The following is a 22,811-nucleotide window of genomic DNA, read 5'->3' as shown; positions in this document are numbered from 1 at the left end:
CTCCGGCGCGCAAAGGCCGCCTTGATTCTGATGAACAATTGCGCGGCCTGAAATCGTGATTGCCCCGGGCAGTTTCAAGACCGTCGGGCGGCAGGCCCAAGCTGGTCTGGGGCCGCTCATGCGCCTTTCTGGCTGCGCAGATAGGTCTTCGGCGGCGTGCCCAGCATGCGGCAGAACATGGTGGTGAAGGCGGGCACGCTGTCATAGCCGAGATCGAGCGCCACCGCGGTCACCGATTCACCTGCCGACAGCCGTGGAATTGCCGCCATCAGGCAAGCCTGCTGGCGCCAGGTCGAAAGGCTCAGTCCGGTCTCGCGCCGGAAGACGCGGGTAAAGCTGCGCCGGCTCAGGCCCGCGGCATCGGCCCAATGGTCAATCTCCAGATGCGCCGAGGGCATGGCGACGAATTCGCGGCACAATTGCGCCAGCCGCCGGTGGGCCGGAAACGGCAGGCCGAGCGGTCGTTTCTGCAGCAGCGGGATTTCATGCAGCATGGCGCCGAGGATGAATTTGGCGCGCGCGCCGCCCGTATCGGTGCCGATCTGCACCGCCTCGCTGATCAGCCCGCGCATCAGCGGCGTCATGCCGGTCACCTGCAACTGGTCGGGCAGGCCGGCAATGGCGCCGGAGCGCACATAGACCGATTGCATGTCGACGCGGCCCACCGTATCGACGGCATGGCGGACCCCGGCCGGAATCCACAGCGCGTGGTCGCGCGGCATGATCCAGCGTCCGGCGCGCGTGGTCACCGAAAGCACGCCGCTTAGCAGATGCAGCAGCTGCGCCCGCTTGTGCTCGTGTTCTGCGATGTGCCGGACGGCATCGTAGCAAAAGGCAAAGGCCACCGCCGGTTCATCGGCGGAGTCAATGGCGGCATGACGCAGCGCGCGCTCGTCTTCGGTTTCAAGGTGGGTGTCCAAGAAGCCTTCGGGCGGTGAGAAATCTGTCATGGCTTTGGCCCATTCGCGTAAGAAATAGACCACACCACGAAAGCGGGCTGAAAACAAGCGATGTATCACTCATTCAACACAGCGGTAAGCGGCGCGGGATCTTCCGTGCAGCCCGGCCAAGGATATAAGTGATGGACATGACGCCCGAAAATTCCGCCAAACTGCCTCCAGCCGGCACTATGCCTGCGGCGCCGGCCGCGCTGTCAACCGGTGCGCCGGCGGCGAGTGCCGCAGCCACCTCGGCGGCCTTCTCTGTGGTGGTGGCGCTCAGCCTGTGTCACTTCCTCAACGACACCATGCAGTCGATGCTCTCGGCGATCTATCCGATGCTGAAGGAAAACTACGCACTGACCTTCGGCCAGATCGGGCTGCTGACCTTCACCTTCCAGTTCACAGCCTCGCTGCTTCAGCCTGCGATCGGCGCCTATACGGACAAGCGCCCGATCGGCTATGCGCTGCCCGTGGGCATGGGGTTCACCATGGTCGGACTGATGCTGCTGGCCGTGGCGGGCCACTACTGGCTGCTGCTCGCTGCCGCCTCGCTGGTTGGGCTCGGCTCCGCCGTGTTTCACCCGGAATCCTCGCGCATCGCCCGGCTTGCCTCCGGGGGGAAGCACGGTACGGCGCAGTCGATCTTCCAGCTCGGCGGCAATTTCGGCACCGCGTCGGGTCCGCTGCTGGCCGCCTTCATCGTGGTGCCGGGCGGGCAGGGCAGTGTCGCCTGGTTCTGCCTTGCCGCTCTCGCCGGGATGGTGATCCTGACCTGGGTCAGCCGCTGGTATGGCAACTGGCGTCGCGCCGCCGCCAGCCGGCCGGCGGTCTCGACGGTGCTCAGGCACACGCGCGGCCGGGTGGTGTTCACGCTCGGCGTGCTGGCGCTGCTGGTCTTCACCAAGAACATCTATATGGCCAGCTTTTCAAGCTATTACACCTTCTACGTGATCGAGAGGTTCAACGTTTCGGTGCAGGACGCGCAGCTGTTGCTGTTCCTGTTTCTGGGCGCCGCCGCCGTGGGTACCATTGCGGGCGGGCCGATCGGCGACCGCATCGGCACCAAGGCGGTGATCTGGGTGTCGATCCTCGGCGTGTTGCCGTTCACGCTGATGCTGCCCTATGCCGACCTGTTCTGGACCGCGGTGCTGACCGTGATCATCGGCATGGTGCTGTCCTCGGCATTCCCGGCCATCGTCGTTTTCGCCCAGGAGATGCTTCCGGGCCGGGTCGGTCTGGTCGCCGGCATGTTCTTCGGTTTCGCCTTCGGCATGGGCGGCATCGCCGCCGCCGTGCTGGGCCAGGTGGCGGACATCAAGGGCATCGAATATGTCTACGCCATCTGCTCCTATCTGCCGTTCCTCGGGCTGCTGACGATCTTCCTGCCGCAGGAGCCGAAGAACCCGGCCTAGTCCGCACGCGACACCTCTTGGGGGCACCGCATCATTGGGCGACGAAGCCGCCGTCCACGGGAATGACTGCGCCGAGCATGAAGGACGCTTCCGGCGAACACAGCCAGACGATCAGGTTGGCCACTTCCTCGGGCGTGCCGATATGACCGATGGGATGCAACGGGTCCATCATCTGCTGGCTGCTCCGCGAGCCGCCGGTCGCCTGATCGGCCAGCGAATCGAGCATGCGCGTGTCGATGCCGCCGGGGCAGACGGCGTTGACGCGGATCCCGGCCTTGCCATATTCGAGCGCGGCGTTCCTGGTCATTCCGATGACTGCGTGTTTGGAGGCGACATAGGGCGACAGGCCGGGAAAGCCGATCAGTCCCGCCACTGATGAGAGGTTGACGATGGCGCCGCCGCCTTCGGCCAGCATGTGGCGGATCTCTTCCCGCAGGCACAGGAACGTGCCCTTGGCGTTGATCGCCATGATGGCATCGTAATTGGCCTCGGTCTGGTCGCCCAACGGGGCGATCCTGCCCTCGATACCGGCATTGTTGACGGCGCAGTCGAGCCGACCATATTCATCGACGGCTCCCGCCACGAGGGCCGCCACATCGGCAGAATCGGACACATCGGCGAGCTGGAACATTGCCCGGCCGCCGGCCTTGTGGATCATTGCCACCGTTTCCTCGCCGCCGGCGGCATGAATGTCGGAGACGACGACGTTGGCGCCTTCGGCTGCGAATTTCAGCGCGGTGGCCCGCCCGATACCGGCACCCGAGCCGGTGATCAATGCGGTCTTTCCTGAGAACATTGCCATTATGCACTCCCGTGACTGGTTGATCATGGTGGCTCATTCTAGCTCCGGCGGGAGGGCCCGCCTTGATGCCGATCAATCAGGGGGGGATGGCGCGGCGGCGCGGAAGTCGCGGGGAGGGCGGAAGCCGCGCTAGATGCCGGTCGCCGCCAGGAAGGCGTCAAGTTCGGCGCGGCTGGGCGCACCGAGCCTGCCGCCGAAGCGGGTGCATTTGATGGCCGCCGCAGCCGAGGCCCGGCGGATCAGTTCAGCAGTTTCCAGACCCTCGGCGAGCCCCAGAGCGAAGGCGCCGTGAAACACATCGCCGGCCGCCAGCGTGTCGATTGCCGTGATCATCGGCGCCGGCTGATGGCGGACGGTCCGCTCGCGGCGGTCATGCCAGAAGCAGCCCCTTTCTCCGGCGGTGACGGCGACAAAACCCGGATGGCGGGATGCGAGGTTCTTCAAGCCATCCGCAGGATCGTCCGCACCGGTGAGGAGCCGGCACGCGGGTTCCGATGCGACGATGTGCGAGGCCAGCGGGCAGAGACGGTCGAGCACGGCCACCGCCGCGACGTCCGCATCGAGCACACCGGGGATGCCGCGCGCGGAGGCCTCGCGCAGCGCCATTTCGGCGGCCTCCGGCCAGCGGGCATCGACGCTGACAACATCGACACCGTCGAGATCGGGCAGGGCGTCCGGCGCCGCCCGCAGCGCAGGGTCATAATGCGGCACGATGATGCGCTCGCCCGCCATGTCCACGAAGATCGATGAAAAGGCCGAGCGGGTGCCGGCGACGCGTCGCACCGAGCGGCAGTCGACGCCCTCCGCGGAGAGTTCCGCGACCAGCCGGTCGCCGATGACATCGTCGCCCGCCGAGGCCCACAGCCGTGCCGATCCGCCGAGCCGGACAATGCTCGCCGCCTGCGCGCTGGCCATGCCCTCGGCCACCTCGACGGCGTCAAGCGGGATGAATTTTCCGGCCGTCAGCGGCAGGGTTTCCAGCCGGAAAATGGTGTCCATGGTGAGCGCGCCGACGCAGAGGATTGTTCGGGGCACGGGAGATGTCTTGGACGCGCTCACACCCGTTCCTGCAGGGCTATGGCGCCCTGTGGCGCGCGGATCTTGCCTTCGTGGATGATGTAGAGGAAGACGTCGCGCGGCTCGGCCTTCGGCTTGTGGTCCGGCTCGGCGAGCGGCAGGTCGTCCGGCTGGCCGCCCTCGGCCCAGAGCTTCGCCCGCCTGGCCCAGGCATCGAGATCGGACTCGGAATAGGCGGTGGCGATGTCGTCATCGCCCTTCTGCAGGCGGCCATAGACGAAGTCGGCGGTCACGTCGGCGATCTCGGGATAGTCGTGATGGTGCGCGTAGCAGATGGCGGCGTTGTATTTGCGCGCCAGCGGCGGAAACTCCGGGGTGAAAAAACTGTCGTTGCGGACCTCCAGCACGTGGCGCAGTTTCAGCCCGGCATGGGTTTCCGGCAGAAGCTTGAGAAAGCCCTCGAAATCCTCGGGCTCGAACTTCTTGGTCGGCGCGAACTGCCAGACGATCGGCCCGAGTTTCGGACCCAGTTCCTCTATGCCTTGCGCAAAGAACTTGCCCATGGATTCGCCGGCCTCGGCCAGCACCTTCTTGTTGGTGACGAAGCGGTTGCCCTTGATGGCGAAGACGAAGCCGTCGGGGCTCTCCTCGGCCCATTTGGCAAACGTCGCCGGCGTCTGGCCGCGGTAGTAGGTGCCGTTGACCTCGATGGTGGCGAGCTTTGACGAGGCGTATTCGAGCTGCCGCTTCTTTGGCAGATCATCGGGATAGAACGTGCCCTCCCAGGCATCGAAGGTCCAGCCGCCAATGCCGGCGCGGATGGTGGCGGATTTGATCATTCCAATCTCTCCATTGTTTTCACGTGTATTTTTCAGTGATTTGCCTGCAATGAATTGAAGTGTCCATCCATGCGCGTTGTTCATATTGAAAAGCAAGTAAAACTATTGTATATTTTCATCGATACTTGGTGTTTCTTGTGCGCGGAGGGTCCCGTGGATTTCATCGAGCGAATTTTCGGCATTTCTCCAGATGGCGGCAGCGGCGCGACCGAGGCTCTCTATATCCTGCTTCTGGTCGTGGTGGTTGTGGCATTTCTTGCACGGCGTCGGCTTGCAAGGGTTTTCCGGCGGAGACGTTTCTAATGCATGTCGCCCGAAAGTGTGCAGCGGTTTCGGCATCACGACATGCATATTTGTAAAAAGCTAAAGCACATCGCGTGAATCCGAATTCCCGCGATGTGATTTAGCAATCGCCGGACGGAGGCGAATCCGCCACCCGCTTTGCGCAGACTGATGCCGGACGATGTCAGGATCAAGGCCCGTCGAACGATTGGCGGCCGCAAATGGCATTCGGCTTTCTCATCCCCCGGCGCGGAGGTCGATCATGGGATGTTGTGGCGGAAGGAAGGACTCCGGCGCGGTGGCGGCAAAGCGCCGCTGGCCCGGCTGCGTCCTATGCAGGATCTGGGAGATCCTCGAGCGCGAAAAGACGCCGGAGGGCGATCCCTGCGTCGTCATCCCTGGGCACATCGCCCGCAAGCCTGATCCCTGCATCTATGACCAGTTCCTGCTGATGCAGCTCGGCAAGCCGGTCACCTGGGACAATCCGGATGTGCGGATCTTTCTCAACGGCGTCGAGCAGTACACCTACAATCTGACAGTCGGCACGACCTACGATGTCGAGGTGACGGTGCACAATTCCTCCCGCGACAAGCCAGCCAACGGCACGGCGGTCGACATCCGCTGGATCGAGTTCGGCGCCGGCGGCCAGGTCAGGCACCTCATCGCCGTGGCCGCCGCAAACGTGCCGGTCTGGCCGGGGACGGATGTGGTGACGACGAAATGGACCACGCCGGACACGCCCGGCCACTACTGCATCGAGGTCGAGCTCAGCCATCCCGACGATGGCAATCCCTCCAACAACCGCGGCTGGAACAACACCCAGGTCTACGCCGCGCAGTCGCCGGTGGCGCGCGACGTCCGCATCTTCAACCGCTATCCCGGTGACTGTCCGAAGGTGGAGGAGGGCGGCGGCCCCTGGCTCAGGCCGCACCGGGTGTTTCTCGGCTGGGCGGTGATCGGCGCGGTGGCGGCCCTGCTGGCGACCCATGCCGGCGGGAGCCACGCCGACATGGCCCAGCCCACGACCGCACTGGCGGTGCCGCTGCGGGGCCTGGCGATGATGGCGGTGGGCTATGCGGCGGGCGCAGTGCTCGGACTGCTGGTGGAATCGGTCTACGCCTGGATCCGCCGGCGCTCCAATGCCCGCCGCGCCCGCGACCCGCGCACCGACCGGACCGACTGCCACCTCGTGCGCATCGAGGTCGATTCCTACCGGTTCGAGGACAAGACCGGCAAGGATTTCGATCCCATGACCGCGTTCACCGGCGTGGGCCCGCTGTGGAACGCCCGGGTGACGCCGTCAAGCTTCGTTTTCCAGCCGGGAGAGGCCTATCGCGACGTTCTGCTCGAGGTCGATGCGCCGGACGACGCCGGGCCGGACGGACATTTCAACGTCAATGTCTGGCAGGGTGGAGTGCCCAGCGGCGGTGTCACCCTGACCGTCACCACGGGAGGCTGAGATGGCTGGCTGCGACACCGAGCATGACGGCGCCGGCGACAACGATGCCGCCGTCGGACGGGTTCTGGGCTGGGTCTTCGGCGGCGCCGGAGCCTTCGGGTTGGCCGCCTTTCTCGAAGCTGCCGGCCTTGCCGGCCTGGTCGGCGGCGCGCTCGCCGTGGCCTTTGCCGCCATCCTGATCGCGGCCCTTGCCGGCGCGGTGGTGGGATTTTTCGTCGGCTGGGCGGTCAACTGGTTCGACCGGCTGCATGTGCAGGACCCGAGCACCATCACCATGAGCGGCTGCATCCTCTGCGCCGGCAAGAACAGCGGGGTGCCGCCCTTCCATGACAACGACTGGACCTTCAATCTCGGCGGGTCGATGCTGGCGCTGCTCAGCCCGATCATCGCCGGCCTCGACGTGCAGGAGATCCGCACCCGCGACGCGCCCGGCGCCGGACCGGCCGAGACCACCGTCGATCCTGCCACCAAGCAGCCCTGCCTGCATTGCGAGATCGGCTCGCACATCGGCGATTATGCCGCCGTCGGCGGCGCCGCCGGGTCGGTGGCCGGCGCGGTGGCGGGGGCCGCGATCGGCGCCGCCATCTGCGTGGCGCTGGGTCTCGCGACCTTCGGCATCGGCGCCGCCCTGTGCCTGCTGGCGGTGGCGATCGCCATCCTCGTCGGCGCGGCGGTGGGCGGCGTGGCCGGCACCGCAGTCGGCGGCGTCATCGGCTGGATCGCCGACGAACTGAGCGATTTCGACGAGCAGGGCGAGGCCATCACCAAGGGCTGCATCATGACCCTGACCGGCCGATGGGTCACTGATTCCAGCCACCAGCACAACGAGATCCACGACATCGCCAGCGTGCAATTGATCGAATGCAACGACTGCCAGGACGACAAGACCGGTTCGGCATCCTCCGGCCTGATCGCCGCCGTCGGCATCGGCCGCCATCCGACGGGACGCGATCCGTAGGGCCGGCTCAGGGGCAGGCGGGGACGCTGCGGCTCCTGAACGGGACTTCCGCTGTCTGCTTGATGCCGGCTTCGAAACTGGCTAAATTTCGATCATGGTTACTGTCACAATCAAACAGGCCAAGGCCGATCTCGACCAGCTCGTCGCCCGGGCGGAAGCCGGTGAGGAGGTGGTGATTTCGCGTGGCAGGGGGCCCACAGCCAAACTTGTTTCTGCCGGCTCCCCACAAGGCAAGTCCCGCAATCCGCGCCGACCGGGCGAGCTCGGGCGTTTGCTTAAGGGTCTGAAAGGTGGCGATCGGCTGACGCATTCTCCTGGGCGCAATCTGAATGAAGACGACCTTGGACGCAGTCATCGGATCAATCGGCAATCCTGGTCCGGCGGTGGCTTCGCGGAAGACGGTCCACTCGAACTCGACGGATTGCCGGAATCGATCCGTGCGAACAGGGAATTCATCATTACGCGGGACGGAATGCCGGTCGCCCGGGTCGTGCCAATGACCAGCCAGTCCAAACGACCGCGCATTCCCGGTGCGCTCAAAGGCCAGTTCACCTTGCCCGAAAGCTTTTTCCATCCCTTGCCCGAAGCGGAACTGCTGGCGTGGGAGGGCTCCTGTTCCTTCGATGCCGAGAAAGGGCAGGGTGAGACATCCGACTTTAAGAAGTCCTGATGAGGCTGTTGCTCGATACCCCATGCGCTTGCAGGGTGGCTTCTCGACGATCCGCATCTTCCCAGTCGCGCCCGTGACCTGATCGCCGATCCTGACAATGACGTGTTTGCAAGTGCGGTCTCCGCCTTTGAGGCGGCAACCAAATATCGGATTGGTAAGTGGAACGATATCGGTCCTTTCGCAACTTCATTTGAGGCGACCCTCACGTCACTCGGCTATCCGGTTGTGGACATCTCAGCGGCGCATGCCGTTCTTGCTGGCCTCATGCCAGGTAAACACCGCGATCCCTTCGATCGGCTGCTTGCGGCACAAGCGGAAATCGAGGGCATGGTGCTGGTTAGCAATGATCCGGCATTCGCGGCGTTCTCGGTTCAGGCAGTGTGGTAATGTAAGCCTTCCGTGCTACCCGGTTTCGAATTCGCTGATGAAGACGGCGACCTGTTCGTGTGAAATTGCGCTGTCGAACAATGCAACGTCTTCCGAGCACGCTTGGAAGAGACGAGCCGGAGCCAGTAGAATGGTGGTGGCTTCACGATGCGGCAGGCGGGTGTCGAACGCGGCCACATGCAGTGACCTTGGCTTATAACTTGCCGCTTGGCCGGGCCTCAACTTGCTATTCAGCTTGTTCTCGATGTGCAGAGCAAAGTATTCGCCGGAATCGGTATTCTTCAAGACAAGGAAAATATCGGTTTCATGTTCCTTTTCCAGTTCGGGAATTTGCCAGTACCAATGCCGCCACCAATTCTCCGGTTTGACTTTCGGACGGGCCAGAATTTGCGCGTCTTTCAAGACGCGGGACGCAAAGCGGTGCTGGCCAAACGTCGTCTGACTGAGCACCCAGTTCTTGAAATCCTCTGAAGCTGCCATTTTCTCTGCGAAAAGCCGACAAAGGTCGTCTTCATTCACTCCGCAGCCTCCACCCGCTTCCCGGGCCGACGCTCCAGCAGTTCCTTGAGGAACTGGCCCGTATAGCTCCGCGGCTCGGCGGCCACCTGTTCGGGCGTGCCTTCGGCGACGATCTCGCCGCCGCCGTCGCCGCCCTCGGGGCCGAGGTCGATGACCCAGTCGGCGGTCTTGATGACCTCGAGATTGTGTTCGATCACCACCACCGAATTGCCCTGGTCGACCAGTTCGTGCAGCACTTCCAAAAGCTTGGCGACATCGTGGAAATGCAGGCCCGTCGTCGGCTCGTCGAGGATGTAGAGCGTGCGCCCGGTCGAGCGCTTCGACAGCTCCTTGGCGAGCTTGACGCGCTGCGCCTCGCCGCCCGAAAGCGTGTTCGCCTGCTGGCCGACCTTGATGTAGCCGAGGCCCACGCCCTCGAGCGATTTGAGCTTGTCGCGCACCGCGGGCACGGCGGCGAAGAATTCGACGCCTTCCTCGACCGTCATGTCGAGCACGTCGGCGATCGACTTGTGCTTGAAGGTGACGTCGAGCGTCTCGCGGTTGTAGCGCTTGCCGTGGCAGACGTCGCAGGTGACGTAGACGTCAGGGAGAAAGTGCATCTCGATCTTGATGACGCCGTCGCCCTGGCAGGCCTCGCAGCGGCCGCCCTTGACGTTGAAGGAGAAGCGGCCCGGCTGGTAGCCGCGCGCCTTGGCCTCCGGCAGGCCGGCGAACCAGTCGCGGATCGGGGTGAAGGCCCCGGTATAGGTGGCCGGGTTCGAGCGCGGCGTCCGCCCGATCGGCGACTGGTCGATATCGATGACCTTGTCGATGTGCTCGAAGCCGTCGATGCGGTCGTGCTCGGCGGGGTGTTCGCGCGAGCCCATGATGCGGCGCGAGGCAGACTTGTAGAGCGTCTCGATGAGGAAGGTGGACTTGCCGCCGCCGGACACGCCGGTCACCGCGGTGAAGACGCCGAGCGGAATCGAGGCCGAGACGTTCTTGAGATTGTTGCCGCGGGCGCCGATGACGCGCAATTCCTTCTTTTTCTTGGGCTTCCGCCGCTCTGCCGGCACGGCCACCTCCAGCGCGCCGGAGAGATACTGGCCGGTCAGCGACTTCGGATTGGCCATGATGTCGGCGGCGGTGCCCTTGGCAACCACCTCGCCGCCGTGGATGCCGGCGGCGGGGCCGATGTCGACAATGTAGTCCGCCGTCATGATCGCGTCCTCGTCATGCTCGACGACGATGACGGTGTTGCCGATGTCGCGCAGATGCTTGAGCGTCACCAGCAGCCGCGCATTGTCGCGCTGGTGCAGGCCGATGGAGGGCTCGTCGAGCACATAGAGCACGCCGGTGAGCCCCGAGCCGATCTGCGAGGCAAGCCGGATGCGCTGGCTCTCGCCGCCCGACAGCGAGCCGGAATTGCGCGACAGGGTGAGATAGTCGAGCCCGACATCGTTGAGAAATCTCAGCCGGTCGCGGATTTCCTTGAGGATGCGCACGGCGATCTCGTTCTGCTTGTCGCTGAGATGCGTCGGCAGTTCGTCGAACCAGGCGCCCGCCTTGCGGATCGACAGCTGGGTGACCTCGGAGATGTGCTGGCCGTGGATTTTGACCGCCAGCGCCTCGGGCTTGAGCCGGAAGCCGTTGCAGACCGGGCAGGGGGCGGCCGACATGTAACGCTCGATCTCCTCGCGCGCCCAGGCGCTGTCGGTTTCCTTCCAGCGGCGCTCGAGATTGGGGATGATGCCCTCGAAGGTCTTCGCCGTGTTGTAGGCGCGCAACCCGTCGTCGTAGCGGAAGTCGACCTTGTCTTCCGTGCCGTGCAGGATGGCGAGCTGCGCCTCGAAGGGCAGGTCGACCCAGCGGTCGCCCATCTTGAAGCCGAAATGCTTGCCGAGCGCCTCGAGAGTCTGGGTGTAATAGGGCGAACTCGATTTTGACCAGGGCGCGATGGCGCCGTCGCGCAGCGTGCGGTGCGGCTCGGGCACGATCAGCGCCTCGTCGATGCGCTGCTGGCTGCCGAGCCCGTCGCAGGTCGGGCAGGCGCCGTGCGGGCTGTTGAACGAGAACAGCCGCGGTTCGATCTCGGAAATGGTGAAGCCGGAGACCGGGCAGGCGAATTTCTCCGAAAACAGCATCCGCTCATGGGTCTCGTTGAGCGACTTGTTGGCCGAGCCGCCGGCCGAGGTCTCGCCTTCCGGCAGCGGCTTGTCGGCGAATTCGGCGATCGCCAGGCCGTCGGACAGCTTCAGGCAGGTCTCGAGGCTGTCGGCGAGCCGCGAGGCGATGTCGGGGCGGACGACGACGCGGTCGACGACGATGTCGATGTCGTGCTTGTATTTCTTGTCGAGCGCCGGCACGTCGGCGATCTCGTAGAAGGCGCCGTCGACCTTGACGCGCTGAAATCCCTTCTTCATCAGGTCGGCCATTTCCTTGCGGTACTCGCCCTTCCGGCCGCGCACGATCGGGGCCAGGATATAGAGTCGCGAGCCCTCCTCGAGATCAAGCACCCGGTCGACCATCTGGCTGATGGTCTGACTCTCGATCGGCAGGCCGGTGGCGGGCGAATACGGCACGCCGACGCGGGCGAACAGCAGCCGCATGTAGTCGTAGATCTCGGTGACCGTGCCGACAGTGGAGCGCGGGTTCTTCGACGTCGTCTTCTGCTCGATGGAGATCGCTGGCGAAAGGCCGTCGATCTGGTCGACATCGGGCTTCTGCATCATTTCCAGGAACTGGCGCGCATAGGCCGACAGGCTCTCGACATAGCGTCGCTGTCCCTCGGCATAGATCGTGTCGAAGGCGAGCGAGGACTTGCCCGATCCCGACAGGCCGGTCATGACGATCAGGCTGTTGCGCGGCAGGTCGAGATCGATGCCCTTGAGATTGTGCTCGCGGGCGCCACGGATGGAGATGGTTTTCAGTTCGCTCATAGCTCTGCCGATTGGATGGAAATTGCGTCATGACGATGCCGCGCGCAGGTGGGAGCGAGCGCGGGCACGGCCATTAGATAATGGTCCGGTGCTCAATGTCGAGTGTCGGCCCACACTGATCACGGCCATCGGGAGCGAGGGTCCGCCTTGACGAGCGAATCTCTTGACAAGAGCTTAGCAACAAACTAGAACAAATAAAGAACAAAAAACACCTGTGGATTGGCATGGACCCATCGCATGCGATGGAACCGATCCTGTAGTGTGGCGACAGCTCTGGACGGGGCGCGGCAACTCTCGCGCCTGAATTGTTATGGAAGGTGAACATCATGGCGGGAAGCGTCAACAAAGTCATTCTGATCGGCAACCTCGGGGCCGATCCCGATATCAAGCGCACCCAGGACGGTCGCCCGATCGCCAATCTGTCGATTGCGACATCGGAAAGCTGGCGCGACAAGAATTCCGGTGAGCGGCGCGAGAAGACCGAGTGGCACCGGGTGGTGATCTTCAACGAAGGCCTCTGCAAAATCGCCGAGAACTACCTGAAGAAGGGCGCCAAGGTTTACATCGAGGGCCAGTTGCAGACCCGGAAATGGACCGACCAGTCGGGCGTGGACAAGTATTCCACCGAAGTGGTGCTGCAGGGCTTCAACGGGAACCTGACCATGCTCGACGGCCGCGGTGAAGGCGGCGGCGGTGGTGGCGGCGGCGGCGGTGGCCGCGTCTCCGGCGGCGGCTCATCGGGTCCCGACTACGGCGGCGACTATGGCGGCTCATCGGGTGGCGGTGGACGCCCGTCCGGCGGCGGCGGTTCGTCCCGCGATCTCGACGACGATATTCCGTTCTGATCATCAGGCCCGCAGGCGCAAAGCTTGCGGGCCATTTCGCGTTCGGCGGGTTGCGCGCAAAGCCGACTGGCTCACAATCTGTGTGATTTGGGGGATGGCGAATGGACGACACTTCAGCGACGCCGGCGGCACGACCATCGAACTGGCGCATTGTGCTGGCCGCGATTCTCGACTTCCTCACCGCGTTCTTCATGCTTGGCTATATCGTCGGCGCGCTTTTCGGCGGCCTTACCGACAACGGCTTCAGCCTGAGCGGAGCACCGGCACTGCTGTGTTTTGCGCTGATCGTCGCCTATTTCTGGATTGGCGGAAAATATCTCGGCGGCACCATCTGGCAGCGGATTCTCAAGGCGCGCTAGATGTGAGCCCACCAGATGTGAGCATATGCGGGCGAAGCGAAATTTGCCCGTCGCGGGACAGCGCGCGAAGCCGGACGGTTCGGCGCGTGTGCCGATCACCGAAAAGCGGAGGCGCGGTGATCCGGGAATTCGGCGGCGGGTTGATGCAGATCCGGTTCTTTCCATGATCAGGGGAAACTCGGTGCGATGCGACAGACGATAAGCCACATGGCGCTGGTGGTGCGCGATTATGACGAGGCGATTGCCTGGTACACCGGCGTGCTCGGCTTCACGCTGGTCGAGGACACCGCGCAACCGGCCCAGAACAAGCGCTGGGTGGTGGTTGCGCCGCCCGGATCTGCCGGCACCGCGATCCTGCTGGCGCGTGCGTCAAAGCCGGAGCAGGAGGCTTTCATCGGCCACCAGTCCGGCGGCCGGGTGTTCCTGTTTCTCTCCACCGACGATTTCTGGCGCGACCATGCGGCGATGACGGAAAAGGGCGTCGAGTTCATCCGCCCTCCCGCCACCTATGATTACGGCACTGTTGCGGTGTTTTCCGATCTCTATGGCAATCTGTGGGACCTGGTGCAGTTTGCCGCCGATCACCCGATGGCATTCGCGCCGCTGGAGCCGGTGACCCGGGCCTGACCAGGGCGATCAGCGCCGCCGCCTCGCCCTCAGGGCGTGGGGGCGGGCAGGCATCATTGTGCCCGGCCCCGCCTGGTGGCTTCACCCTCGCCCTTCGAGGGCCGCCGGCGCGGCCGCCACGGGATGCGGGTGGAGGGGGACGCTGCCCTCTCCGCCGTCATGCCGGACTTGATCAGGCATCCAGCGGGCGAGCGTCCGCGAGCCGGGAGGCTCTATCGGACCGTCCGCAGGAAGGGAGCCTCTCACCGCGCGGACGCGCGGTGGCTGGACCGCAGCTCGGGGGCCAGGGTGACGGTGTGGAGAGTGCTCTGCGGGACGCCTCGAAAGGCGAGAGAAGGCCACAGGGCGTTGTTTGTGACGGCGCCGCCTCAACCGGCGATGAAGACATGCTTGATGCCGTCGACAACGAACTGCACCGAGAGCGCGGCCAGCACCACGCCGAGCAGCCGGGTGAGGATGACACGGCCGGTGGCGCCCAGATAGCGGTCGAGCCAGTCGGCGAGGACCAGGGTGCCGAACAGGACGACGGATGCCCCGATGATGACGCCGATCAGTCCCGCCCGATCGACCGGCGAGGCGAACGAGCCGGCGAGCAGGATGATGGCGGAAATGGCGCCCGGACCGGCAATCAGCGGGATGGCCAGCGGAAACACCGCGATGTTGGAAATGTGGTCCTTGGTGATGGCCACCTCGGCGCTCTTCTCCTGGCGCTCGTGGCGTTTTTCAAAGATCATCTCGAAGGCGATCCAGAACAAGAGAATGCCGCCCGCGATGCGGAAGGCGCCGAGTGTGATCCCGAGCACGCTCAGGATGGCGGCTCCCGCCAGCGCCACCACGATCAGGATCGCCGCTGCCGTCACCGTGCCGCGAAACGCCACCTGGATGCGTTGGCCCCGGGTCATGCCCACCGTCAGGCCGAGAAAGATCGCCGCAAGGCCGGGCGGGTCGAACATGACGATGATGGTCACGAAGGCGTTGATGATCAGGTCGAGGGTCATCGGGCGGCTCCCCGGCGGCCAAGCGCGCCGAATTGTCTCAATTCGAGGCATAGACGAGGCGGGAGGAAAGAGAAACCCCCGCCGGGGCACGGAAATGCGGGAAAACCTGCCGCGGAGCGGGTAAAACCAGCTCGAAAATTGGCAGTTGCGCAGTGTTTCCGCTATACAGGCGGCAGTGATTCCCGGCATTGATTGTGAGCCAAGTTGACAGACCAGAAAACACCCGGCAGCGGACCGCTGACCCCCGGCATCGAGCCGGTGAACATCATCACCGAGATGCAGCGGTCCTATCTCGATTATGCCATGAGCGTGATCGTCAGTCGCGCGCTTCCCGATGTCCGCGACGGATTGAAGCCCGTCCACCGCCGCATCCTGCATGCCATGCACGAGGGCGGCTACCACTGGAACCGGCGTTACGTGAAATCGTCGCGCATCGTCGGCGACACGATGGGCAAATATCACCCGCACGGCGACCAGTCGATCTACGACGCCATGGTGCGGCTGGCGCAGCACTGGTCGATGAGCCTGATGCTGGTCGACGGCCAGGGCAATTTCGGCTCCATCGACGGCGATCCTCCGGCTGCCATGCGATACACGGAATCGCGCATGGCCAAGGTCGCGCATGCGATGATCGAGGACATCGACAAGGAGACGGTCGACTTCCAGGATACCTACGATGCCTCGGGCAGCGAGCCGAAGGTCCTGCCGACCCGCTTTCCCAACCTGCTGGTCAACGGCGCCGGCGGCATCGCGGTCGGCATGGCCACCAACATCCCGCCGCACAATCTCATCGAGATCGCCGACGGCTGCATGGCGCTGATGGACAATCCGGCGATGGACCTCATCGACCTGATGCAGATCATCAAGGGTCCGGACTTCCCGACCAACGGCCTCATTCTCGGCCGCGCCGGCATCCGCCAGGCCTTCGAGACCGGCCGCGGCTCGGTGGTCATGCGCGGCCGCGTCCATGTCGAGCCAATGCGCAATGACCGCGAAGCCATCATCATCACCGAAGTTCCCTATCAGGTGAACAAGGCGTCGATGATCGAGAAAATGGCCGAACTGGTGCGCGAAAAGCGCATCGAGGGCATTTCCGACCTGCGCGACGAATCCGATCGCCAGGGCTACCGGGTGGTCATCGAGCTCAAGCGCGACGCCAACACCGACGTCATCATCAATCAGCTCTACCGCTACACGCCGCTGCAGACCTCGTTCGGGGTCAACATGGTGGCGCTCAACGGCGGCAAGCCGGAGCTGATGACGCTCATCGACATGCTCAAGGCCTTCATCGCCTTCCGCGAGGAAGTGGTGACCAAGCGCACCAAGTTCCTGCTGCGCAAGGTGCGCGACCGCGCCCATGTCTTGGTTGGTCTCGCCATTGCGGTTGCCAATATCGACGAGATCATCGCGCTCATCCGCAAGGCGCCGGATCCGGCGACCGCGCGCGAGGAACTGATGACGCGCCGCTGGCCGGCGATGGACGTGGAATCGCTGATCCTGCTGATCGACGATCCGCGCCACCGCATCAACGAGGACGGCACCTACAACCTCTCCGAGGAGCAGGCGCGCGCCATTCTCGAACTGCGCCTTGCCCGCCTGACCGCGCTGGGTCGCGACGAGATCGGCGACGAGCTCAACACGATCGGCGCGGAGATCCGCGACTATCTGGAAATCCTCGGTTCGCGCATTCGCGTGCAGCAGATCGTCAAGGACGAGCTGATCGCCGTGCGCGACGAATTCGGCGTGCCGCGGCGCACCGAGATCGTCGAGGGCGGTCCGGAGATGGAAGACGAGGACCTGATCGCCCGCGAGGACATGGTGGTCACCGTCTCCCACGCCGGCTACATCAAGCGCGTGCCGCTTCACACCTACCGGGCTCAGCGCCGCGGCGGCAAGGGCCGCTCCGGCATGCAGACGCGCGACGAGGATTTCGTCACCCGCCTGTTCGTCGCCAACACCCACACGCCGGTGCTGTTCTTCTCCTCGCGCGGCATCGTCTACAAGGAAAAGGTCTGGCGGCTGCCGATCGGCACGCCAACCTCGAAGGGCAAGGCGCTCATCAACATGCTGCCGCTTGAAAAGGGTGAGCGCATCACCTCGATCATGCCGCTGCCCGAGGACGAGGACAGCTGGGCCAATCTCGACGTGATGTTCGCCACCACGCGCGGCACCGTGCGGCGCAACAAGCTGTCGGATTTCATCCAGGTCAACCGCAACGGCAAGATCGCCATGAAGCTCGACGAGGAAGGCGACGCCATCCTCAATGTCGAGACCTGCAACGAGTTCGACGACGTGCTGCTCACGACCGCGCTCGGCCAGTGCATCCGCTTCCGGGTCGATGACGTGCGCGTCTTCGCCGGCCGCAACTCGATCGGCGTGCGGGGCATGACGCTCGGCCGCGACGACTCGATCATCTCCATGACCATCGTCCACCATGTCGACGCGGAGGCCGCCGAACGCGCCGCCTATCTCAAGCGCGCCATGGCCGAGCGCAGGGCGGTCACCGGCGAGGAGATCGAGGAGGTGGCGCTGGTCGGCGAGGACGCTCCGACAGAGGTCGCCGATCTTGACGACGGCCGCTACGAGGAGATGAAGGCGCGCGAGCAATTCATCCTCACCGTCAGTGAAAAAGGTTACGGCAAGCGCTCGTCGAGCTACGAGTTCCGCATCTCGGGACGCGGCGGCAAGGGCATCCGCGCCACCGATACCTCGAAGACCGGCGAGATCGGCCCGCTGATCGCCGCCTTCCCGGTCGACCAGGGAGACCAGATCATGCTGGTGTCGGATCGCGGCACGCTGATCCGGGTTCCGGTCGGCGGCATCCGCATGGCCGGACGTGCCACCAAGGGCGTGACCATCTTCAACACCGCCGCCGACGAGCGCGTGGTCTCGGTCGACCGCATCAGCGAGCCGGAGACGGAAGAGGACTTGGAAAGCGCCGTCGAGGAAGCGGTCGAGGCGGGAGCTGCGGCACCCGACGCGGCGATTACCGAAGGCGATGACACGGGTGCCGGCGACCATGCTTCACCGTCCGCGGATCTGCCGGATGACGGCATCGAGGAAGACCCGCAGGGCTGATTGTCAAACAGCGTGCACAGGATGAAAGCCGGGGAGAGATCCCCGGTTTTTTGCTGCTCGCGCTCCATGCGTTGGCCTCTCCGCGCCACCGACTCCCCCTCGGGCGAGTGCCGTGCATACAGTGCTAAGTCCCTCTGTTCCATCCGGCCGGCATGGGTGGGTATGTTGCCGCGACTTGGAGGCGTGCGACAGTCAGGATCTCGCTTTTTCCAGTGCCGTGCGGTTGCAGGACCGGCGTCAATCAACGCTTGAGCGCAACCTCTATCTATCTGCTGAATTTCAGCTTTTCGTCCGTTCATCTTAAGCACTCTGTAAATGTTGACGGCTATCTGCTGTGCAGCATTTAGATGGAAGCATGGCATGTTCACGGTTCTCGGTTGCATTGAAAATGACCACAATATCTGGTTGGTTCTGGTGGCGGCGCTGGTCTGCGCGCTAGGCTCCTGGAACGTGCTCGGCCTGTTCGACCGGGCCAGCGGCACCTCGGGTCTGCAGCGCGCCGGATGGCTGTTTCTGACCGCGCTGGCCTCGGGCGCGGCAATCTGGTGCACCCATTTCATCGCCATGCTGGCCTATGAGCCCGGCGTACCCGTCGGCTTCGACCCGGTACTCACCATCATTTCACTGCTGATCGCCGTTGGCGGCGCGGGCTTCGGCTTCTTCGTGGCGACCAGCGGATCGGGCCGGTCCGCGCCGGGCATCGGCGGCGGTGTCGTCGGGCTGTCTGTCGCCGTGATGCATTATGCAGGCATGGCCGCCTACCGTCCGCAGGGGATCATCTCCTGGAATCCGACGTTCCTGACCGCCTCCGTCCTGCTCTGCGTCATGCTGGCGGCGGCTGCGATCCACATTGCCTTGCGCGCCGTGCATCCGAGCAGGAAAATGCTCGCAGCCAGTGTGCTGGTGCTGGCGATCGTCACCCTGCATTTCACCGGCATGGCCGCCTTCTCGGTGGTGCCGATGACGATCGACGGCTCCTATTCCAACCCGGCCGCGATGCAGGCGCTGGCGGTGGTGGTTGCCGGCGTGGCGCTGCTGGTCGTCGGCGCGGGCTTTGCCAGCTGGGTCATCGACAAGAGCGCGCGCGGCGAATCCGTCGAACGCCTGCGTTACATGGCCATGAACGACAACCTGACCGGACTTCCCAACCGGGCCAGCTTCAATGACCGCCTCGCCAGTAGCCTCACCGAGGCCGATGCTGCCGGAAGCAGGGTGGCGCTGGTGGGGATCGACCTCAACCGCTTCAAGGAAATCAACGATGTGCGCGGCCATGCCGCCGGCGACAAGGTGCTGGAGGCGCTGGCCGCGCGGATGCAGGGCCTGCTTCAGGATGGCGAGTTCGTTGCACGGCTGGGTGGCGACGAGTTCGCCGCCATCCAGCCGATGCGGGATCAGGCCGGACTGCTGGACTTTCTCGATCGGATCGAAAGTGCCCTGTCCACGCCGATCCAAATCGATGACTTCGAAATCATTCCCGGCGCGAGCCTGGGCGTCGCTGTCTACCCCGAGAACGCCGATGACCTGCAAAGCCTGATCGGCAATGCCGACCTCGCCATGTACCGGGCAAAGGCCGACATCACGTCGGCGGTGTGCTTCTATGATCAGGTCATGGACGAGACGGTGAGGGCGCGGCGTCATCTCGCAAGCGACCTGCGAGAAGCGCTGGAGAACAGGGAACTCGACATCCATTACCAGGTGCAGACTTCGATCTCGACAGGGCAGATCACCGGCTACGAGGCACTGCTGCGGTGGCGGCATCCGCGGCTCGGTAATATCTCCCCCGCCGAATTCATTCCGCTGGCCGAGGAAAGCGGACTGATCCTCAAGCTTGGCGCCTGGGTGTTGACGGAGGCCTGCCTTCGCGCGGCGAGCTGGGAGCCGCCCTACAAGGTGGCGATCAATCTCTCGCCGGTACAGTTCGCCCATTCGGACCTGCCCAAACTCGTGGTGGAAGCGCTGCTCGCTTCCGGGCTGTCGCCGTCGCAGCTGGAGCTGGAGCTGACGGAAACGACGATTTTCGCCGACCGGGACCGCTCTCTGCACATGCTGCGCCAGATCCGGGCGCTGGGCGTGAGCATCGCGCTCGACGATTTCGGCACCGGATACTCCTCTCTCGACACGCTGCGGTCATTTCCGTTCGACAAGATCAAGCTCGACCGCTCCTTCATGAGCGAAGTGGAATCCAGTCCGCAAGCCAAGGCGATCATCCGCGCCGTGCTGGCGCTCGGCAAGAGCCTGTCAATCCCGGTGCTGGCTGAGGGCATCGAGACCGCAGGGCAATTGGAACTGCTGCGGCTGGAAGGCTGTGACGAGGCGCAGGGCTTTCTGCTCGGCCGCCCGGCGCCCCTGCAGCAGCTGCTGGATGAAGGCCACATCGTCGCCAAGCCCGGCGGAAATCTGTCCGGCGGTGAACCGAAGGCGTTCAAGTCCGGTCCGCGAGCACGCCGCCTGGGATGAAGGGCGGATGGCGCGCCTGCTCGCAACAGGAACCTCGACCTCAACCATACCTGACAGATTCTGGCAGGATTGTCTGCTATGCTGCGGGGACGCCATCCGATCCGGAGCCTGCCTTGTCCCGTGCCCAGCGCCTGCTTGACCTGATCCAGGTGTTTCGCCGCCACCGCCATCCGGTCAGCGGTGCGTCGCTTGCCGCCGAACTCGGCGTGGCGCTTCGCACGATCTACCGCGACATCGACACGTTGCGCGGGCAGGGCGCGTCGATCGACGGCGAAGCCGGCGTCGGCTATGTCCTGCGTCCCGGCTTCATGCTGCCGCCGCTGATGTTCACCGAGGACGAGATCGAGGCGCTGGTGCTCGGCTCGCGCTGGGTGTCGGAACGCGCCGACCAGCCCCTCGGCCAGGCTGCGCGCAATGCGCTGGCCAAGATCGCCGCGGTGCTGCCGCCCGATCTCCGCGAGGGTCTTGACGCCTCCTCGCTGATGATCGGTCCCGGCGACCGGATTTCGGCGGGCGATGCCGATCTGCCGTCGATCCGCGAGTCGATCCGGCGCGAGCGCAAGCTCTGCATTTCCTATGCCGACCAGGCCGGCAACACCACCGAGCGCATCATCTGGCCGATCGCGCTGGCCTTCTTCGACCGCGTTCGCATCGTCGTGGCCTGGTGTGAGCTGAGGCAGGATTTCCGCAATTTCCGCACTGACCGGATCATCGGTCTGGAAGTCCAGGCGGCCCGCTACCCCGAGCGCCGCGCCGTGCTGCAGAAGGCGTGGCGGGAACAGCGCGGCAGGGATCGGCATGAGAATACTGACAAAAAATGTCAGTAGCTGCCTCTATTCTCCACTCGTGCCCGAACGGGGCCTGGTCATCAAGGAGAATGAAAATGTCCGACTTCAATTTCGTCCTGCAATATGTCGCCGATCCTGCGGCGAGCGCCGTGTTCTACTCCGGGTTCCTCGACAGTCCGGTGATCGAGTCGAGCGACAGCTTCTGCATGCTGCCGCTGGGCGGAGGGGTGATGCTCGGCCTGTGGAAGCAGGACACCGTCGAGCCCGCTCCCGAATCTGCACCCGGCGGCAACGAGATCGGTTTCGGGGTGAGCGATGCGGCAGCGGTCGATGCCATGTACACGGACTGGCTGCAGCGCGGGGTGAAGATGGCCCAGGTGCCGACCACCATGGATTTCGGCCGCACTTTCGTCGCGCTCGATCCCGATGGTCACCGGCTGCGGGTGTTTTCGCGTCCGGCGAAGTGAGCGTACCGAGCGCCGTCTCTTTTAACTTGAAAATGTCGGAACCGGGGCCGCGTGTCCCGGTCGCAGCGCCGACGATGTGCGGCAGCGCGGGAACCCCGTCAGCGGCGGACCGCCGGGCGCGCGTCGACTTGGCCGGCCTCGCGGTCGGAGGCGCGCAGCGCGCCCACAGTCAGGCCGCCGAACAGCAGGACGAAAAGGGCGACAAACAAGGCAAGCGCTTCAATCATGACGTTCTCCGATACCGAAAACTTGATCGCGAGGTCAGTATGCGGATGGAAGCTGAACGGCGACTGAACGGATTTGCTTAACGACCTCAACATTTGGGGGAGAAATTGCTTAACGGGGTGACGATCCCGCGCTTGATGCGGCTGCCGTGGCGTGAGACAAAGGCGGCTCAATCGGGGCCGCACATGAAAATTGCCTATTATGCCGGGTCGTTCGACCCGATGACCAATGGTCACCTGGACGTGCTGTTGCAGGCGCTCGGTCTCTGTGACCGGCTCGTGGTGGGAATCGGGGTGCAGGCCTCCAAGACGCCGATGTTCTCGTTTGACGAGCGCGCGTCTCTCATCGGCGCGGCGCTGCGCGAAGTGATGCCGGACAGGGCAGGCGATGTCATCGTGCAATCCTTCTCGGGCCTGGTGGTCGATGTGGCGCGCGAGGCCGGCGCCACGATCATGGTGCGCGGCCTGCGTGACGGCACCGATTTCGATTATGAAATGCAGATGGCCGGCATGAACGGCGTCATGGCGCCGGGGCTGCAGACCGTGTTCGTGCCCGCATCGCCCGCCAACCGCCACATCACCGCCACGCTTGTCAGGCAGATCGCCGGCATGGGCGGCAATGTCGGGTCATTCGTACCCAAGGTGGTTCTCGACGCGCTCGCCGCCCGGTCCAGGGCGCATTGACCGCCGGTTTGGCGTTGCCAATCCGGTGTCAGTATGCCAAACGCAAGCGCCCGCGCGGCCCGAAACGGTCGACGCGCCCA

Annotated in this window: 22 protein-coding genes; 14 read left to right on the top strand and 8 right to left on the bottom strand. The window is 64.5% G+C overall.

All coding sequences use genetic code 11. The features are described from left to right. Positions 1–116: 116 nt before the first annotated feature. Entirely contained in the window at positions 117–950 is an 834-nt protein-coding gene (locus tag DFR52_RS03200) for an AraC family transcriptional regulator (protein WP_110031102.1), read from the bottom strand. 179 nt (positions 951–1,129) lie between these two features. Here DFR52_RS03200 and DFR52_RS03195 point away from each other — a divergent pair, with 179 nt between their 5' ends. Next, the gene (locus DFR52_RS03195; protein ID WP_110031101.1) at positions 1,130–2,353 is read left to right on the top strand and encodes an MFS transporter; all 1,224 of its coding nucleotides are present in this window, start codon (positions 1,130–1,132) and stop codon (positions 2,351–2,353) included. Between the two features lie 31 nt (positions 2,354–2,384). On the opposite strand, the gene DFR52_RS03190 is transcribed toward DFR52_RS03195, so the two are convergent. The 3 genes from DFR52_RS03190 to DFR52_RS03180 all read right to left on the bottom strand — a co-directional run bounded on the left by DFR52_RS03190 (position 2,385) and on the right by DFR52_RS03180 (position 5,011). Further along, positions 2,385–3,155: a glucose 1-dehydrogenase gene (locus tag DFR52_RS03190; protein WP_110030450.1), complete on the bottom strand. Its 771-nt coding sequence runs from the start codon at positions 3,153–3,155 to the stop codon at positions 2,385–2,387. Positions 3,156–3,284: 129 nt separating this feature from the next. After that, positions 3,285–4,190 carry a PfkB family carbohydrate kinase gene (locus tag DFR52_RS03185; protein WP_110031100.1) on the bottom strand — a complete coding sequence of 302 codons (906 nt, stop codon included), beginning with the start codon at positions 4,188–4,190 and terminating at the stop codon, positions 3,285–3,287. Between the two features lie 20 nt (positions 4,191–4,210). Then, positions 4,211–5,011: a DUF72 domain-containing protein gene (locus DFR52_RS03180; protein ID WP_110030449.1), complete on the bottom strand. Its 801-nt coding sequence runs from the start codon at positions 5,009–5,011 to the stop codon at positions 4,211–4,213. Between the two features lie 153 nt (positions 5,012–5,164). Between DFR52_RS03180 and DFR52_RS24410 the strand changes: the two genes are divergently transcribed. From DFR52_RS24410 to DFR52_RS03155, 5 genes are all read left to right on the top strand, one after another. Continuing rightward, positions 5,165–5,314, top strand: coding sequence for a hypothetical protein (locus tag DFR52_RS24410; protein ID WP_158284842.1), 150 nt, complete (start codon positions 5,165–5,167; stop codon positions 5,312–5,314). Positions 5,315–5,591: 277 nt separating this feature from the next. Then, complete coding sequence (locus tag DFR52_RS03170; protein ID WP_110030447.1) at positions 5,592–6,752, top strand: hypothetical protein; 1,161 nt, start codon at positions 5,592–5,594, stop codon at positions 6,750–6,752. A 1-nt stretch (position 6,753) separates the two neighbouring features. After that, entirely contained in the window at positions 6,754–7,710 is a 957-nt protein-coding gene (locus DFR52_RS03165; RefSeq protein ID WP_110030446.1) for a hypothetical protein, read from the top strand. A gap of 94 nt (positions 7,711–7,804) precedes the next feature. Next, positions 7,805–8,380, top strand: coding sequence for a type II toxin-antitoxin system Phd/YefM family antitoxin (locus tag DFR52_RS03160; protein WP_245415170.1), 576 nt, complete (start codon positions 7,805–7,807; stop codon positions 8,378–8,380). Positions 8,381–8,395: 15 nt separating this feature from the next. Next, on the top strand, positions 8,396–8,767 hold the full coding sequence (locus DFR52_RS03155; RefSeq protein WP_342587890.1) for a type II toxin-antitoxin system VapC family toxin: 372 nt from the start codon (positions 8,396–8,398) through the stop codon (positions 8,765–8,767). A 15-nt stretch (positions 8,768–8,782) separates the two neighbouring features. Here DFR52_RS03155 and DFR52_RS03150 read toward each other — a convergent pair whose 3' ends face one another. Continuing rightward, complete coding sequence (locus tag DFR52_RS03150; protein WP_110030444.1) at positions 8,783–9,286, bottom strand: hypothetical protein; 504 nt, start codon at positions 9,284–9,286, stop codon at positions 8,783–8,785. Then, positions 9,283–12,204, bottom strand: coding sequence for an excinuclease ABC subunit UvrA (uvrA, locus tag DFR52_RS03145; RefSeq protein WP_110030443.1), 2,922 nt, complete (start codon positions 12,202–12,204; stop codon positions 9,283–9,285). Before uvrA ends, DFR52_RS03150 begins: the two co-directional genes overlap by 4 nt. Before the next feature lie 326 nt (positions 12,205–12,530). Here uvrA and DFR52_RS03140 point away from each other — a divergent pair, with 326 nt between their 5' ends. From DFR52_RS03140 to DFR52_RS03130, 3 genes are all read left to right on the top strand, one after another. Then, on the top strand, positions 12,531–13,049 hold the full coding sequence (locus DFR52_RS03140; RefSeq protein ID WP_110030442.1) for a single-stranded DNA-binding protein: 519 nt from the start codon (positions 12,531–12,533) through the stop codon (positions 13,047–13,049). A gap of 101 nt (positions 13,050–13,150) precedes the next feature. Further along, positions 13,151–13,408 (top strand): hypothetical protein, encoded by a 258-nt coding sequence (locus tag DFR52_RS03135; RefSeq protein ID WP_110030441.1) that lies wholly within the window; start codon positions 13,151–13,153, stop codon positions 13,406–13,408. Between the two features lie 186 nt (positions 13,409–13,594). Further along, positions 13,595–14,035 (top strand): VOC family protein, encoded by a 441-nt coding sequence (locus DFR52_RS03130; protein WP_110030440.1) that lies wholly within the window; start codon positions 13,595–13,597, stop codon positions 14,033–14,035. A gap of 368 nt (positions 14,036–14,403) precedes the next feature. Here the strand turns inward: DFR52_RS03130 and DFR52_RS03125 are convergent, their stop codons facing one another. Beyond that, positions 14,404–15,033 (bottom strand): MarC family protein, encoded by a 630-nt coding sequence (locus DFR52_RS03125; RefSeq protein ID WP_110030439.1) that lies wholly within the window; start codon positions 15,031–15,033, stop codon positions 14,404–14,406. A 204-nt stretch (positions 15,034–15,237) separates the two neighbouring features. Between DFR52_RS03125 and gyrA the strand changes: the two genes are divergently transcribed. The 4 genes from gyrA to DFR52_RS03105 all read left to right on the top strand — a co-directional run bounded on the left by gyrA (position 15,238) and on the right by DFR52_RS03105 (position 21,823). Next, positions 15,238–18,111, top strand: a complete 2,874-nt coding sequence (gene gyrA / locus DFR52_RS03120) for a DNA gyrase subunit A (RefSeq protein WP_110030438.1) — start codon at positions 15,238–15,240, stop codon at positions 18,109–18,111. 360 nt (positions 18,112–18,471) lie between these two features. After that, a complete protein-coding gene (locus tag DFR52_RS03115) occupies positions 18,472–20,568 on the top strand; it encodes a putative bifunctional diguanylate cyclase/phosphodiesterase (protein ID WP_110030437.1) in 2,097 nt (698 codons plus the stop codon). A gap of 113 nt (positions 20,569–20,681) precedes the next feature. Further along, positions 20,682–21,395, top strand: coding sequence for a helix-turn-helix transcriptional regulator (locus tag DFR52_RS03110; protein WP_110030436.1), 714 nt, complete (start codon positions 20,682–20,684; stop codon positions 21,393–21,395). Between the two features lie 56 nt (positions 21,396–21,451). Then, complete coding sequence (locus DFR52_RS03105) at positions 21,452–21,823, top strand: VOC family protein (protein ID WP_110030435.1); 372 nt, start codon at positions 21,452–21,454, stop codon at positions 21,821–21,823. 98 nt (positions 21,824–21,921) lie between these two features. Here the strand turns inward: DFR52_RS03105 and DFR52_RS24940 are convergent, their stop codons facing one another. Then, positions 21,922–22,050, bottom strand: coding sequence for a hypothetical protein (locus tag DFR52_RS24940; RefSeq protein ID WP_280954175.1), 129 nt, complete (start codon positions 22,048–22,050; stop codon positions 21,922–21,924). 183 nt (positions 22,051–22,233) lie between these two features. Between DFR52_RS24940 and coaD the strand changes: the two genes are divergently transcribed. Next, positions 22,234–22,731 carry a pantetheine-phosphate adenylyltransferase gene (coaD, locus tag DFR52_RS03100; RefSeq protein WP_110030434.1) on the top strand — a complete coding sequence of 166 codons (498 nt, stop codon included), beginning with the start codon at positions 22,234–22,236 and terminating at the stop codon, positions 22,729–22,731. Positions 22,732–22,811: the final 80 nt, after the last annotated feature.

It is taken from the genome of Hoeflea marina (assembly GCF_003182275.1).
In the GTDB taxonomy this organism is placed as follows: domain Bacteria; phylum Pseudomonadota; class Alphaproteobacteria; order Rhizobiales; family Rhizobiaceae; genus Hoeflea; species Hoeflea marina.
Note: the sequence above shows the minus strand (reverse complement) of the source record. Positions and strands in the feature narration are given on the sequence as shown.

Excerpts from the sequence above, each read along its gene's own strand:
- DFR52_RS03200 (WP_110031102.1), bottom strand. The coding sequence starts at position 950 with ATGACAGATTTCTCACCGCCCGAAGGCTTCTTGGACACCCACCTTGAA.
- DFR52_RS03195 (WP_110031101.1), top strand. The coding sequence starts at position 1,130 with ATGCCTGCGGCGCCGGCCGCGCTGTCAACCGGTGCGCCGGCGGCGAGT.
- DFR52_RS03190 (WP_110030450.1), bottom strand. The coding sequence starts at position 3,155 with ATGGCAATGTTCTCAGGAAAGACCGCATTGATCACCGGCTCGGGTGCC.
- DFR52_RS03180 (WP_110030449.1), bottom strand. The coding sequence starts at position 5,011 with ATGATCAAATCCGCCACCATCCGCGCCGGCATTGGCGGCTGGACCTTC.
- DFR52_RS03165 (WP_110030446.1), top strand. The coding sequence starts at position 6,754 with ATGGCTGGCTGCGACACCGAGCATGACGGCGCCGGCGACAACGATGCC.
- DFR52_RS03160 (WP_245415170.1), top strand. The coding sequence starts at position 7,805 with ATGGTTACTGTCACAATCAAACAGGCCAAGGCCGATCTCGACCAGCTC.
- uvrA (WP_110030443.1), bottom strand. The coding sequence starts at position 12,204 with ATGAGCGAACTGAAAACCATCTCCATCCGTGGCGCCCGCGAGCACAAT.
- DFR52_RS03140 (WP_110030442.1), top strand. The coding sequence starts at position 12,531 with ATGGCGGGAAGCGTCAACAAAGTCATTCTGATCGGCAACCTCGGGGCC.
- DFR52_RS03135 (WP_110030441.1), top strand. The coding sequence starts at position 13,151 with ATGGACGACACTTCAGCGACGCCGGCGGCACGACCATCGAACTGGCGC.
- DFR52_RS03130 (WP_110030440.1), top strand. The coding sequence starts at position 13,595 with ATGCGACAGACGATAAGCCACATGGCGCTGGTGGTGCGCGATTATGAC.
- DFR52_RS03125 (WP_110030439.1), bottom strand. The coding sequence starts at position 15,033 with ATGACCCTCGACCTGATCATCAACGCCTTCGTGACCATCATCGTCATG.
- DFR52_RS03115 (WP_110030437.1), top strand. The coding sequence starts at position 18,472 with ATGTTCACGGTTCTCGGTTGCATTGAAAATGACCACAATATCTGGTTG.
- DFR52_RS03105 (WP_110030435.1), top strand. The coding sequence starts at position 21,452 with ATGTCCGACTTCAATTTCGTCCTGCAATATGTCGCCGATCCTGCGGCG.
- DFR52_RS24940 (WP_280954175.1), bottom strand. The coding sequence starts at position 22,050 with ATGATTGAAGCGCTTGCCTTGTTTGTCGCCCTTTTCGTCCTGCTGTTC.
- coaD (WP_110030434.1), top strand. The coding sequence starts at position 22,234 with ATGAAAATTGCCTATTATGCCGGGTCGTTCGACCCGATGACCAATGGT.